Source organism: uncultured Microbulbifer sp. (assembly GCF_947489355.1).
Lineage (GTDB): Bacteria > Pseudomonadota > Gammaproteobacteria > Pseudomonadales > Cellvibrionaceae > Microbulbifer.
Window position 1 is genome coordinate 85,599 of sequence record NZ_CANLDD010000006.1, and the last position, 13,145, is coordinate 98,743.

The window sequence follows — 13,145 nt, forward strand, 5'->3', positions numbered from 1 at the left end:
TTTATAATTTCCGCGCAACCATAAAAACAACAGCATCCTTAATTCCATGATGCCACTGGCGTTCAATCGTAAATCCAGAATTATGGACTTCGCTAGCCAAATCAGATTTCGTCAGTACATACACATCAGGCATTACCCCTAGGAGTTTCCCTAGAGGCACAATAGGTTTAATAAAGCGGAGGTACGAATTACCTAGGCAAGCGGTACTACTAACGAAAACGCCCCCAGGTTTTAAGATTCTAGCCACTTCAGTGAGTACATACTGTCTATCTGGTAGTAAATGCAATACATTTAAACCTAAAACAACGTCCAAACTAGCTGCATCTGCGTTGAACTCAATCAGAGTTGAACGAGTGAACGTAATATTCTCAATACTTGCTTTGCTGGCTTTTTCACGACCAATATCAAGCATGTTCTCAGATATATCAATCGCATCAATGTGCAATACATGTGGTGCGTGATGCATTGCGGTTGTTCCTGTTCCGCAGCCAAACTCTAAAAGCCGCATTTTTTTCTCTAACAAGCTTTGCGTTTCGGTAAGCTTCCTCTTATAAGTCTCTTCGTCGGAAATCGGACTCTTTGCATACCCTTCTGCTTTTTTATTCCAAAACTTTTCAGATATATTCATATCAATCTCCATTAGACGGATAAAGCTCTGGCTCATAACGCTCAGTACACGGGGGGCTGAAGCATAGCATAGGTCGTCCATCCCGTGTTTTTTGAGGGGCGACCGTGCTGCTGCTTGTTAGAGTTTGTGTCAATCATGCTAATTTTTAAATGACAATATTTTGAGACCAAGACAAACCAGCTCCCCAATTAACACACCTTGCCCAGCAGCGATGACCGGAACTAATGGCACGACTAAAAGCATATTGTCAGGGGCTTCAGGTTGTACCAAAGCAGCAATTAAAAATAGCGGTGTAAAGATAACTGAAACACTTGTAGTCCAACCCTTCCATATTTGTTTGAACATTAATCACACTCGATCTTATTGGTAGCTCTAACATTTGCATACTGATCAGTATTTCTGGATTTTTTTCACGCCAAACTATTAAAAAATTACTGCAAAACAATCTAATACAGTAATTTAGTACTATCGAGCCACCTGGAATAATGATCACTACAACCAGTATCCCAAAAACCCCCAATAAATGTAACCCTCTGTATTTATTGGTTTTTAAGAAGAATAAGCCTTCACTGGGAAAATAACGGTCACGGTGATCGAAATATCGGCTCATATCTGATCATATTGCCTATAGAGCTGCACCACGATCCAAACAGGTATATCGCCAGGGCGGGCTCCCTCTCGCCCGTTGACACAGCTTTTCGGTACAGTTACGGCAGCGCCGCCTGCAGCGATTGAGCCTTGCGTATCTACAGCGGTACCAAGAGGGACGGAAATCCATTGTCTTGCCGTCCTGCCTGCGCTTACCTCCCCAGGGAGCGTACAAGAAGGTAAGCGTTTGCAGGGCTGCACAGGCTTTCAAGGTACCCGCTCAGCGCTACGTCTTTTTATTGGGGCGGTGCTTGAATGGCCTTAGGATGGCGGGGGGCTGATCGGTTGGGTACTTCTCCAGCGCCCAGGCTTCTTCCAACAATTGCAGTAACCGCACGGCCCGCATCACCCGGTTGCCCCTGCTGGGTGCAATGTGCAGATCCACAACGTTATCCCTGATGGCGACTGGCGTGATAATAAAATACCCACCCAGGTCCACTGGCTGAAATAATCGACAGGGTAATATAGGCATCTTGAATAGGCTCCTTATGTCACCTGTGGCGGAAAGGTGTAGCAACAGCGTATCGCTTTGCGCGGTTTCTCTCGCCGCAGGTGCGATCCTTGTGGGAAAAAGAAAAGGGAAACTTGCAGACAGGGTGCGTAGGAAGAGAGGCGGTGCGCGGCTGAAGTAAAAGACCACACCAATCATCACGCAACGCCACAGCACACTCCGCCGCCGGGTGCCGGAGTGACTCGGAAAATGCGCCTTCAGGGAGACGTTTATTGAAGGCGAACGAGTGTATGGCGTATCATTCAAGACAGCCTCGCTAGATAGCTCTGTTATCTATTGGGGTTAGCCATCCCCTGGTGTCTCTAGCACCGGGGGCTGGCGCTTACGCCTGACTTACGCGGCCATGATGCGGTCCTTCTTTTTGTGTTGAAAATTTGTTGTGGTTAGGGTTTCCCCACGAGTGCTGCCTTACAGGGCGCCTCGCGGGCTGAACGGTGATCGTTTGGGTGTTTTTTTCTATTTATTATTCTTTACTGGTGCCAGCTAAGCGGCTGGGTGCTATGACAGCAGGACTACCCTAATCGCTTTATGTCAAGAATTCAATCGAGATGAAGCTTTAAGCGACACCAAGTTTAGCCCCCACCCGCTGGTGAAGGGGGATGCAGTTTTGCCTGTGCAGGGTGAAGCGAAGCGGAGAACTACCTGGAGGCGCGGAGCGCCGGAGGTCCAGGCTGTCCTGACCGCGCGCATCTTCAATCAACTAAAAAAATATTTAAAAAAGCCATCGACCTCATCAGAATTCAATTTTTCTTCAGCCAAGAATCTGAGCCTTTCTAAAAAATCAGGCTTTAGATTGAGGTCCTCATCGCAACCTTCCATATCAAAATCAACCAGCTCACATTCCATCCAGTCAGAAAAAACATCAAAGAAACGGCTTAGGGAATTAGCAATCTTGAAACGATCTTTAAGGATTGATCCATAAACAACATTTGGAGAGATCGAAACATCTACAATCAGCGCATCACCGCTTTTATTGCCAATAACAACCCACGCATCTTGCCAGATAGAACTTTTAACTATCGCTCCATCTATATTTTTCACCCATTTCCATCCATACTGAGACCCCACGAGGTTACTAAACATATTGATCTGTAAAAACAAATCACCTCCGACTATCGCATTTTCAGAAAGGTCTAAATGCTCATAGAAAAATAACAATTCGTCGGAAAAAGGTATTTCAACTGGGTACTTAATAGATGATTTTTCTTGATATTTTATCGTTCCAATATCAAAACCATCTCTGCCAAAAATGTTGGCAAATTTCTGCAACGAGCACTCTAAATCTTTCATGGATTCCCTAAGGACAGTCTTTAGTTTTAGATGCTTTATATTGATCGACCATAGCTTGTCGATCAATCAACCTCCCCGTACTACTGTTATGGTAATCACCTCTATGACCCTGTGGTGAACTTATATGCTCATTAAAAGTAGCTGACCCATTAGGATGATTTTCATTTTCTAAGAACACAATATTTCTCGGATCTCCAGCCCACTTGGCCCCCAAATCTCCATTACCATTTACAGAGTTAATATGGTGGCCTGTATAACCTATATTCGACATTTCCGAAGTGAGTTTTTTGCTATTAGGGGTTGATTTTATTAGCTCTAATTCAGCTGCTGACCAATCTCTTGTGCCTTGACCAGTAGTCAACACCAATTCTCGCTCTAATTTCCAAGCACGATTGATTGCTGCTCCTCTACTCCCACTCAGAGCCGTCAATTCATTCCGGGGTTTATACCTTATTAAGTCACCCGAAGAGAGACCAAACGGATCAATCCAAGCAACCGGATTCGGCACATACTGATAATTATTAACCCCACCCAACAACCCAATCGGGTCCTGTTGGGTAAACTCCCCCACCTTCGGGTCATAGTATCTAAACCGATTGTAGTGCAGCCCGGTCTCTTCATCAAAATACTGACCCTGGAAGCGAATGGGCTGCTCCATCCGGTTTTCATGGGCCAGGGCGATATTGCCATAGCTCTTGTAGGCAACACTCCAGACCACTTCCCCTTCCTGGTTAGTGAGGGTGTCGGGGGTGCCGAGGTGGTCCAGATGGTAGTGATATAGCTGGTTGTCTTCCTTTAAGGCCACAGGCTTGAAAGTGCCGGGCTCAAAATAGTAGGTGCGGGTATTGAGTTCCTGCCGGGTTTGCCTATCGGTTTTGATTTCCCTCAACAGGGTATCGCCATCCCAGAGGAAGTGGGTCTGCTCACCATGGTCCGCCTTGTCAATACGGCGGCCCAGGGGGTCGTATTGGTAGTGGATCACCTGCTGGAACTGCTCGGTGCCCTTCTCTACCTTGAGCTTTTCCACCCGCACCAGTTGCTGGCGGCTATTGTAGTAATAACGGGTTTGCAGTTTTTGCCCTTTGCCGCGCAGTTCGGCGATGCGGTTGCCGTGCATATCGTAGCGGTAGTGGGTATCACCGCGAAAGGCTAAACGGTTGCCTTTGACTTCGGTGGCGCTGGCCTGCTGTTTGGCGTCGTCTTTTGCGTTGGCGGCGGCAAGAATATTGTGTGCGGGGTCGTGCACAAAGTATTCGGGGTTGGGGCTATCTACCTGGGTCAGGCGATCCAGGGCGTCGTAGTGGTAGCTGCGGGTGCCGCGCAGGCTGTCTTCGATTTTGGCGATCTGGCCGGCTTTGTTGTACTGGTAACTGCGCTGCAGGATTGGGGTTGTGCCCTGGGTGGGGTCAGACACCGGGCCCTGGCTTGCACTGCGGGTTTTGCCCAGTCGCAGTTTTTGCAGGCGGCCTTGTGGATCGTAGTCTCTCTGGCTTTCCAGTCCATTGCCGTGTTGCCGCTGGCTTTCCCTGCCCTGTTCGTCGTGGCTGATACTGGTGATCAGCTGATCGGTATCGCTGCCCAAGGGGCGGCGGTGCACGCTTTGAAATTGACCGGCGGGGTTAAAGGCAAAATTGAGCACTTCACCATCGGGCAGGGTAGTGGCGATACGGTTGCCGGCGGCATCGTACTGGTGGCTGAGTTTGTCCTTGCCCTGCCAGTCGGCGGTCACGCGGCCACTGGCGTCGTATTCCCAGCGCAGTTTGCGGTGGGTATTTTGCGCTTTGATAAGTTGTCCGCTGCGGTTGTAGCGGAAGCTGGTTATGCCATCCGGGGTGGTCTCTTCCAATAAGCGGCCGAAGGGGTCGCGCTCGAAGATGGTGTCGATACCTTTGCCGCTGTCTGTGTCGGTTACGGCTCTGGAGCTGACCAGGTGGCCGGCGCGGTTGTAGGCGTAGCGGGTAACGCGGCCATCAAAGCCCACTTCTTCAATCAGGCGTTCGTTGAGGTCGTATTTAAGCTGGTAGCGCTCGCCGTTTTCATTGGTGAGGCCGATTAAGTTGCGCTCGCCGTCATAATGATATTCCAGGCGGCTGCCGTCCGGGTTGATGCGGGTCTTAACCTGGCTGAGGCCGTCGTAGGCGTAGCAGGTACTGCGGCCTTCTGAGTCGGTCACCTCGGCAAGTAACCCCTGCGGATTGTAGCTGTATTGCGTGCGGGCACCGTCCGGGGTGGTCACCGCATGGATACGATCCTGGGCGTCGTATTCATAGCGGGTAACCTGGCCGGGGGCGTGTTGCACTGCTTCCAGGCGGCGGGCGCCGTCGTAGCGGTAGTGTTGGGCGCGCCCCATGGGGTCTTTGACTGCGGCGAGATTGCCCTCGGGGTTCCACAGGTAGCGGGTGGTATTGCCTAAAGGATCGGTAACACTGCCGATCAGGCCAACGGGGTTGTAACCGTACCGGGTACTGTTGCCGCAGGGGTCTTTGTTGGCAATGACCTGGCCATTGTTGTTGTATTCCCGTTGCCAGCTATTGCCGGCGGGATCGGTGACTTTTGCGGGCAGGCCTTCGCTATTGTATTCGATACGGTGGCTATTGCCGGCGGCATCGATCTTTTGTACCAGGCGACCCTGGCCATCGTATTGGTAAATTTCCTCACGCAGGCTGCCATCGTCGCTGGGCAACTGTACCCTGGTAACCTGGCCCAGGTCGTTGTAGCTATAGAGCGTCTCGGCCCCTTCCGGGTTGCGGTGGTAAATGGGCAGGGCGCGCTCGTTAAAGCGATAGCGTTCTTTACCACCACGGGTGTCGGTGACGGTAACGCCTTTGCCATCGTCGTCCCAGTCGAACTGGTAGTTGTACGTATCCTGCCCGCCGATCGGGTCGCCCCACTGGCGCACACAGCGGGCAGAAGGGCCTTCGGCATCCCATTCAAAGTGGAAGCGGTAGCCGGTTTTCAGGGTGCGCTGCTTAATGACGTGCTGATGGTATCGGTACTGCTCACTGTGGCCGTCGGCGTCGGTGACTTTGATCAGGTCGCCTTCATCGCTGTACTCATAATGCGCGAGTACTTTAATACGGCCATCGCGGGTTTCTTTTTTCAGCTCACCGATACGCTGGCTGTTGGCCTTTCCTGCGGGCGGGCTGATATGCAAGGCTTCGCCAAGACTGCTCTCGATGCAGACCAGGCGTTCGCCGATATAGTGGAGCAGGTAGTAGTTGCCGTAGCCATCGCGGATTTCCGCGAGCTTGAGGGCACCTTTATCACCGGTGGCCTTGAAGTGTTTCTGTACTCCGTTAGGGGCGCCGTAGGGAGCGATAATCCAGTGCTTGTCGTTGACACGACTGAGGCTGAGCTGCTCCACCACGTTGTGGCTGCGGCCACTGCCCCCCGGTGCGGGCAGGCTGATCACCCGACCTTCGGCATCGTGGAATTCTACGGCTTTGCCGAGGCGCAATACCAGGCGTTCGCCCAGGGTATGGGTCCAGCCGTGGCCCAGGCCAAAATCCATGGGGTTACTGCTGCGGTAGGTGCGCGCCAGGGTAAATGGCAGCGGGCCGTCCAGCACCGCGTCCACCAGGGTCAGGCGCTCTTCACCGGTTTTTAAGTTGATCGGTTCACCACCTTCACGGGCCCTGGCATTGCGCTGGGTTTTGTCGCCGTTGTGGTTTTCCCCGGTCGGGTTATTGGTGTTATCCGATTCGTTGGATGTGCTGCTATTACTCCTATTGCCCGCCTGGCTGTTCTGGGCGCTGGCGGAGCTTCCGTCGGAATGGTTGTTACTGCTTTGGTTGCCACTTTTATTGGCGCTTGAGCCACTGCTGGCTGGACCGGGGTTACTCGAAGACGGGCCGCTGCCACTGGGGGGCACCGCAGCATCAGTAGAACTAAAATCGGAGAAATTGGCCCCACTGCCCTTGGCCTTGCCGCCGCGCTTACTGGCAAGCAGGCTGCGCTGTTTTTTCAGTTTGGCGAAGTCCAGCATCAGTTCGCCGATACCGCGGAAGGCTTTCAGCAGACGGGCATTTTTTACCAGAGAGATTACAGCTCCGGCACCACCGGTAACCGCGGCCAATACGATGGTGAGAATAATCTCGAAAGCGCCGCTGCCGGCCAGCTCGGTGATTTCCAGACTGTGCTGGGCTTTGACATAATCCCGGGCGAAGCGGTAAATGGCGTCCCTTAGAGCCGGCTCTGCATAGATCAGTTGGGCCACGTCAAGGGCCAGCTCCAGTTGTTGCCTGGTGATCTTGGAGGGATCGAAGCCCAGTACATCCACCACTTCCCGCTGCACAGCAGACAGGTACTCCCTGCCCGATTCCTCAAAACTCTTGTCGTGCAGGAAGTAGTTGACGGTAGCGGTACTGTATTCGATGGACTGGCGGAGGGGATGCACCAGTGCCGCCACCTCCAGAATATCCTTGCTCCACACCGCCAGGCCCCAGGCCGCATTGCCCACGCCTTTAGCACCGCGATCAATATAAGCCCCCACCTTTTCCAGGGGGGAGCGCTGCTCGTGGCGTTGCTGGATTAATGCCGCCTCGGCGCGTTCCTGAGCAATAATCTGCTGTAAGCCCCTGCGAATCCTGGCGGTCAGTTCGGACTGTTTGTCGGCAAGCGCCGCATCCGCGAACGGGGCTTCTTCGATAATCAGGCGGTTTTGATTCAAAGCCAGGTAGATTTTCTGTTCCTGCCGGGAGAGGTGGCCAGGTGCTTCGGAAAGCGAGGGCAGGGGCGTTGTTCCCGCTTGGCTGGACTGGATACTGGCACTTTGCCCATTGCCGGAAATACCGTTCACGCCAAAGAAGTGATCGTAAATCTCCTGAATCACAGAGTCATCGAACATTGACAGCAGTTGGGTGGCACTGACCTTCAAGGGAATATCCATCTGATAGTCCCTGCCAGCCTTGACAATATAACGAACGCCCTGCCTGTTTTCGACACTTAGCTGCATGGATAATCCTTCAAACGTCGTGAGCCAGCTTTTTTCACTTTAATCAAAAAAATCGCAAAGAGTTATTGCGTTCATCTTCTTAACCGCGGCGGTCAATCTCCCAAGGGCAGCCACTTCCCTGTTACAAAAGTGTACCCACCCGGAATACACCAGACGGCGATCCCCTAGCGCAATACCCGTAAAAAACTTGCTGGATTAGGGTAATCGCAATTTGTGAAAACTTAAATAGTGTTGGCTGCCCACCGCTTGGGCTATGCAATGTCTATTCACCAATAGTTTCACTGCAATGCCGGCAGGCACCGCCCGGCGCCCTCCGGTATCGGGTTACAGCCGGTATGGTCACCCGCCTGAAGAGATTAACGCAATTCGGCAAAAGGCAACAGCGCTATGCCATTACACGATATTGACGCCCTATTGAAAAATAAAAAGTTTCGAAATAATTAAAATTATTTGATTTTTTAATAGGGTATTCCCACGCCTCTGCCGTTGTACCAATGAAAAGGGCACTGTCGTAGTGTGATACAACCACAACAGAATTTCTGCTGCAGATGCCCCTTTCAGCAGGCACCTTCGTTTCAGTGCGCACCATTATTAGCAAAATAAAAATGGATAATTTCCTGAAATCAGGATCTGGCAGCCAAAAGCGGAAGGCTCACTGTGAACTTGTGCACAGAATGGGTAAGGACTGGAAATGCAGGGTGCCCGGGTGGATCAAAAACCCGCGGATAGCACCCAGTGCTGACAGGGTATCGCCCGCTGCCCTGCCACCGCAACCCCGCAGCGGCGCCGGATCTATGGTGGCTATAGGGGGGGCCGGTTATTCGATTTCCTTAATCCGCATGGAGCTGGTGTAGCCGCCCACATTCACCCGTTCTCCCTGGGTGATGAGAATGCGCTGCCCCTTTTGCAGGTCAATGCGCGAGTTCAGCACTTCAATAACGGCGCCGGTCAATTGCCCCAGAGGCACTGCGGCCGGATCGAAGCTGACCGGCTCAACCCCCCGCAGCAGTACCAACTGGCGTGCGATACGCGGATGCCGGGTAAGCGCGTAGATCGGCAAGTGGGTATTGGCTCGGGACATCATGCGCGGGGTGCGTCCGGATTCCGTCAGTGCCGCCACCGCACAGAGGTTTTCCACCCGCGCCGCCACATCGATGGCCGCCTGGGCGATCACGGTATCGATACGGTCCGAGGCGCCGTGCTCCTGCGGGGTGTAGGGCACACTGCCGAGGTATTGCTCGGCCCCCACAATCACCTCGCTCATGGACTCCACTGCCGCCACCGGGTAATCACCGGCGGCGGTCTCGGCGGAAAGCATCACCGCATCGGTCCCATCCAGTACGGCATTGGCCACGTCCATCACCTCGGCGCGGGTGGGTGTGGGGCTGGTGATCATGGACTCCATCATCTGGGTTGCGGTGATCACGCCGCGGTTGAGGGCATTGGCGCGATGGATCAGTTTCTTTTGCACCCCCACCAGGGCCGGATCTCCGATCTCGACCCCCAGATCACCGCGGGCCACCATAATGGCATCCGAGGCAAAGATCAGGGCATCCATCTGTGCGCTATCGGCAACCGCTTCGGCGCGCTCCACCTTGGCCACAATGGCGGCCTGGCTACCGGCAGCCTGTATCGCCTTGCGGGCAGTTTCCAGGTCCTCGGCGCAGCGGGGGAAGCTCACCGCGAGGAAATCCACCTCCAGCTCTGCGGCCAGCTCAATATCCCGGTAGTCTTTTTCCGTCAGCGCCGGGGCAGACAGGCCGCCACCGAGCAGGTTGATACCCTTGTTATTGGACAACCGGCCACCCTGCAACACGCGGCAGTAGAGTTTGCTCGGGGTAGTGCCGGTCACTTCCAGGCGGATCTTGCCGTCATCGAGCAACAGGACACTGCCGGACTTGCAGTCGCTGACCAGGCTCGGGTAGTCGACCCCAACGCGTTGCGCATCGCCGCCCTGGGGCGGGCAGTCGAGGTCCAATGTAAATTCGTCGTTGTCCTCCAGCACCACGTGGCCTTCGGCAAAGCGTGCAATGCGGATCTTGGGTCCCTGCAAATCGCCCAGTACAGCAACGGTCCTGCCCTGTGCGGTCGCGGCGTTACGCACCTCCTGTACCCGGCGGCGGTGGTCGTCCGCGGAGCCGTGGGAGAAATTCAGGCGCACGATATTGACGCCGGCTCGAATCATTTCCTCGATAATATGGGGCTTGTCAGTACCGGGGCCCAGGGTGGCAACGATTTTGGTATGGCGAATCATAAGGTCCTGTGAATTGATCAAGTAAGAAGATAAAAGTGAACGGGGGCAACCCAGCTACTGTTGGCGCTGGGTTGATGCGCCGCATAAAGTGCGAGGCCATTCCCGTCCCTGTTTGCAGGCTGTGGAACAGGTTTACGCACAGATCAGGCAGACTCAGCAACCGGCAACTGCAGCTGCAACGCGGCGGCCATGGCCAGGCTGGTATCCAGCATACGCTGGGAGAATCCCCACTCATTGTCGTACCAGGCCATCACTTTTACCAGATTGCCGTTCACACGGGTGTGATTGGCATCGAAGTGGCTGGAGGCGCTGGTATGGTTGAAATCCACGGAAACCAGGGGCCGGTCGCAATAGGTCAACACCCCCTTGCTGGCCTCCGCAGCCTGCCGCATGATGTGGTTCACCTCTTCGACGGTCGTATCGCGAGCGGCGATAAACTGGCAGTCTACCAGGGAGACATTGTTCACGGGAACGCGTACTGCCATACCATCGAGCCGGCCTTTCAATTCCGGCAGTACCAGGCCCACTGCAGCGGCAGCGCCGGTCTTGGTGGGAATCATATTATCGGCTGCAGCGCGGGCCCGATACATATCCGCATGGACTGCATCCTGGGTGTTCTGGTCATTGGTATAGGCATGCACGGTGGTCATAAAACCGCGCTCAATACCCAGCCCGCGGTGCAACGCCTGCACCACTGGCGCCAGGCAATTGGTGGTGCAGGATGCATTGGAAACCACCCGGTGGTCCGCGCTCAGGGTCGCATCATTGACACCGTACACCACGGTAAGGTCGGCGTCCTTGGAGGGCGCGGAAATCAGTACGGCACCGGCGCCCGCTTCAATATGTGCGCAGGCAGAGGCTCTGTCGGTAAAGCGACCGGTACATTCCAGCACCAGATCCACACCGAGTTTCCCCCAGGGCAGTCTGGCCGGATCGCGCTCCTGACAAGCCTGCACGCGGTCGCCACCGATCACCAGCGCGTCGCCATCCACGGTTACCTCGGTGGCAAAGCGGCCGTGGATCGTGTCGAAACGGGTGAGGTGCGCATTGGTGGCCACCGGGGCGAGATCGTTGACCGCAACCAGCCGGATATGATCGCGATAGCCGGATTCATAGATGGCCCGAGTGACATTGCGGCCGATTCGACCGTAACCATTGATGGCAATGTTTATTTTCATCTGGCGTTACCCTATTGTTTTGGCTTTCCGCGCTGCCTGCCTGTGCGGATACCTTTTACCGAACGTTTGTGGCACTGAACCCGTTAGCCCAGGCAACTCTCTGCGACTGGCCGGATGGCAACTGCCACAACCCTACCTGCGGGCTGACTTTTGCAACGGCCGGTGCCAGCGCATGGCTATCGGCCTATTAAGGTTTCAATGCCGCAGCCTGCTTTGACAGGCGGGTGATCTCCGCCCATTTTTTCTCCCGTACCAGAGCGCTGGGTGCCATCCAGGAGCCACCCACACAAATCACATTGCCAAGGGCCAGATAGCTCGCTGCGTTATCCGGACTGATACCACCAGTGGGGCAGAAGCGCACTTCCGCCAGCGGGCCCGCAATAGATTTCAGCATCGGTGCACCACCGGCGGCCTGGGCCGGGAAAAACTTCTGGTAGCGATAGCCGCGCTCAAACAGGCGCATGACCTCGGAAACACTGGCCGCTCCGGGCAGCAGCGGTACATCGTAATCATCCGCAGCCGCCAACAATCGCTCGGTCGCTCCTGGGCTCACCACAAAACTGGCGCCGGCCTCGGTGGAGCGCCGCAAATCGTCGCCATTTAAAATGGTACCGGTGCCTATTTGCACTTCGGGCAAATGTTTGGCAATCCGTTCCACTGCATCCAGGGCAGCCTCGGTGCGCAGGGTAATTTCGAGTACACTCAGGCCGCCTTCGAGCAGCGCCGCCGCCAGGGGCAGTGCATCTTCGGGGTGTTCAATCACCAGTACCGGAACAACACCGGCAACCGGTAAAATGTCGGCGATATTTTTCTGCATCCGTCACATCCAGATCGTTCGTTAAGGTGCCCAGTAAACCGTGACCGGTTTCAGTGCCTGTTTGAGAATGCTGCGCACCGGCATTTCCATTTCATCACTGCCGAGCAAAGCTTCGCGGTAAACTTTCAGTTTTTCCCCGCCAGTAATCAGTAGTTTGATATTTCTCGCCTGCAAAATGGCGTTTGCGGTCAAGGTCATACGCTCGGTGTAAGTACCGGTCACGTCACTCTGCCTGGCAGTAATGGCGCTGCAGAGTTTTTCAGAGTGCGGATTCAGCGCGGGTGCAAGGCCCTGTGCATGGGGAAACCATGAGGCGGTGTGGCCATCAGCACCCATTCCCAGAACGCAGACATCGAAAGGGCGCGGCAGCCGGGCGTAGGCGCGCTCACATTCAGCCTCTCCCTCAGCCGCTGTTGCGTGAGAGGTTTTCATGGCCAACAGTGTCGCGTCTGCGGCACAATCCTGTAACAGGCATTGTTGAATAAATGCCTGGTTGCTGCCGCTTTGCGATGGGTCCACCCAGCGCTCGTCCACCAGCGCGGCAGTAATGTGCGACCAGGGCAGCGGGCGCTTGGAAAGCGCGCGATAAACAGGCTCTGGCGTGCTGCCACCAGAGACCAGGAAGGTGGCATGGCCCTGCGCCTTGATCCCCTGTTGCAACTCATAGGCACAGTCATGCGCAAACACCTGTACCAGACGCTCGCGATCGGGATAAAATTTTTCCTCTACCATGGGTATTTCCAGTTACTACCGGGTCGGAAGGAAAGAATACCCCTCTCCCAGGACACGCTGTGAATACATCCTTGTACGCTCGAAATCGGCATCCATGCCTCATACGATCCTGGCAGAGGGCTATTCTTCCCTC

9 protein-coding genes are annotated in these 13,145 nt (G+C 54.5%); all 9 read right to left on the reverse strand.

Annotation, left to right across the window (positions count from 1 at the left end; all coding sequences use genetic code 11):
* Position 1 precedes the first annotated feature (1 nt).
* On the reverse strand, positions 2 to 628 hold the full coding sequence (locus Q1A48_RS04770) for a class I SAM-dependent methyltransferase (RefSeq protein WP_299941925.1): 627 nt from the start codon (positions 626 to 628) through the stop codon (positions 2 to 4).
* 138 nt (positions 629 to 766) lie between these two features.
* Positions 767 to 973: a hypothetical protein gene (locus Q1A48_RS04775; protein WP_299941928.1), complete on the reverse strand. Its 207-nt coding sequence runs from the start codon at positions 971 to 973 to the stop codon at positions 767 to 769.
* 529 nt (positions 974 to 1,502) lie between these two features.
* Positions 1,503 to 1,748 (reverse strand): hypothetical protein, encoded by a 246-nt coding sequence (locus tag Q1A48_RS04780; RefSeq protein ID WP_299941931.1) that lies wholly within the window; start codon positions 1,746 to 1,748, stop codon positions 1,503 to 1,505.
* A gap of 735 nt (positions 1,749 to 2,483) precedes the next feature.
* The gene (locus Q1A48_RS04785; protein ID WP_299941934.1) at positions 2,484 to 3,077 is read right to left on the reverse strand and encodes a hypothetical protein; all 594 of its coding nucleotides are present in this window, start codon (positions 3,075 to 3,077) and stop codon (positions 2,484 to 2,486) included.
* A gap of 7 nt (positions 3,078 to 3,084) precedes the next feature.
* Complete coding sequence (locus tag Q1A48_RS04790) at positions 3,085 to 8,031, reverse strand: RHS repeat-associated core domain-containing protein (RefSeq protein ID WP_299941937.1); 4,947 nt, start codon at positions 8,029 to 8,031, stop codon at positions 3,085 to 3,087.
* 817 nt (positions 8,032 to 8,848) lie between these two features.
* Positions 8,849 to 10,285, reverse strand: coding sequence for a pyruvate kinase (gene pyk / locus Q1A48_RS04795; protein WP_299941940.1), 1,437 nt, complete (start codon positions 10,283 to 10,285; stop codon positions 8,849 to 8,851).
* Between the two features lie 143 nt (positions 10,286 to 10,428).
* Complete coding sequence (gap, locus tag Q1A48_RS04800; RefSeq protein ID WP_299941943.1) at positions 10,429 to 11,463, reverse strand: type I glyceraldehyde-3-phosphate dehydrogenase; 1,035 nt, start codon at positions 11,461 to 11,463, stop codon at positions 10,429 to 10,431.
* A gap of 187 nt (positions 11,464 to 11,650) precedes the next feature.
* Positions 11,651 to 12,280 carry a bifunctional 4-hydroxy-2-oxoglutarate aldolase/2-dehydro-3-deoxy-phosphogluconate aldolase gene (gene eda / locus Q1A48_RS04805; protein ID WP_299941946.1) on the reverse strand — a complete coding sequence of 210 codons (630 nt, stop codon included), beginning with the start codon at positions 12,278 to 12,280 and terminating at the stop codon, positions 11,651 to 11,653.
* Between the two features lie 21 nt (positions 12,281 to 12,301).
* The gene (gene pgl / locus Q1A48_RS04810; protein ID WP_299941949.1) at positions 12,302 to 13,012 is read right to left on the reverse strand and encodes a 6-phosphogluconolactonase; all 711 of its coding nucleotides are present in this window, start codon (positions 13,010 to 13,012) and stop codon (positions 12,302 to 12,304) included.
* Positions 13,013 to 13,145 lie beyond the last annotated feature (133 nt).

Excerpts from the sequence above, each read along its gene's own strand:
- Q1A48_RS04770 (WP_299941925.1), bottom strand. The coding sequence starts at position 628 with ATGAATATATCTGAAAAGTTTTGGAATAAAAAAGCAGAAGGGTATGCA.
- Q1A48_RS04775 (WP_299941928.1), bottom strand. The coding sequence starts at position 973 with ATGTTCAAACAAATATGGAAGGGTTGGACTACAAGTGTTTCAGTTATC.
- Q1A48_RS04780 (WP_299941931.1), bottom strand. The coding sequence starts at position 1,748 with ATGCCTATATTACCCTGTCGATTATTTCAGCCAGTGGACCTGGGTGGG.
- Q1A48_RS04785 (WP_299941934.1), bottom strand. The coding sequence starts at position 3,077 with ATGAAAGATTTAGAGTGCTCGTTGCAGAAATTTGCCAACATTTTTGGC.
- Q1A48_RS04790 (WP_299941937.1), bottom strand. The coding sequence starts at position 8,031 with ATGCAGCTAAGTGTCGAAAACAGGCAGGGCGTTCGTTATATTGTCAAG.
- pyk (WP_299941940.1), bottom strand. The coding sequence starts at position 10,285 with ATGATTCGCCATACCAAAATCGTTGCCACCCTGGGCCCCGGTACTGAC.
- gap (WP_299941943.1), bottom strand. The coding sequence starts at position 11,463 with ATGAAAATAAACATTGCCATCAATGGTTACGGTCGAATCGGCCGCAAT.
- eda (WP_299941946.1), bottom strand. The coding sequence starts at position 12,280 with ATGCAGAAAAATATCGCCGACATTTTACCGGTTGCCGGTGTTGTTCCG.
- pgl (WP_299941949.1), bottom strand. The coding sequence starts at position 13,012 with ATGGTAGAGGAAAAATTTTATCCCGATCGCGAGCGTCTGGTACAGGTG.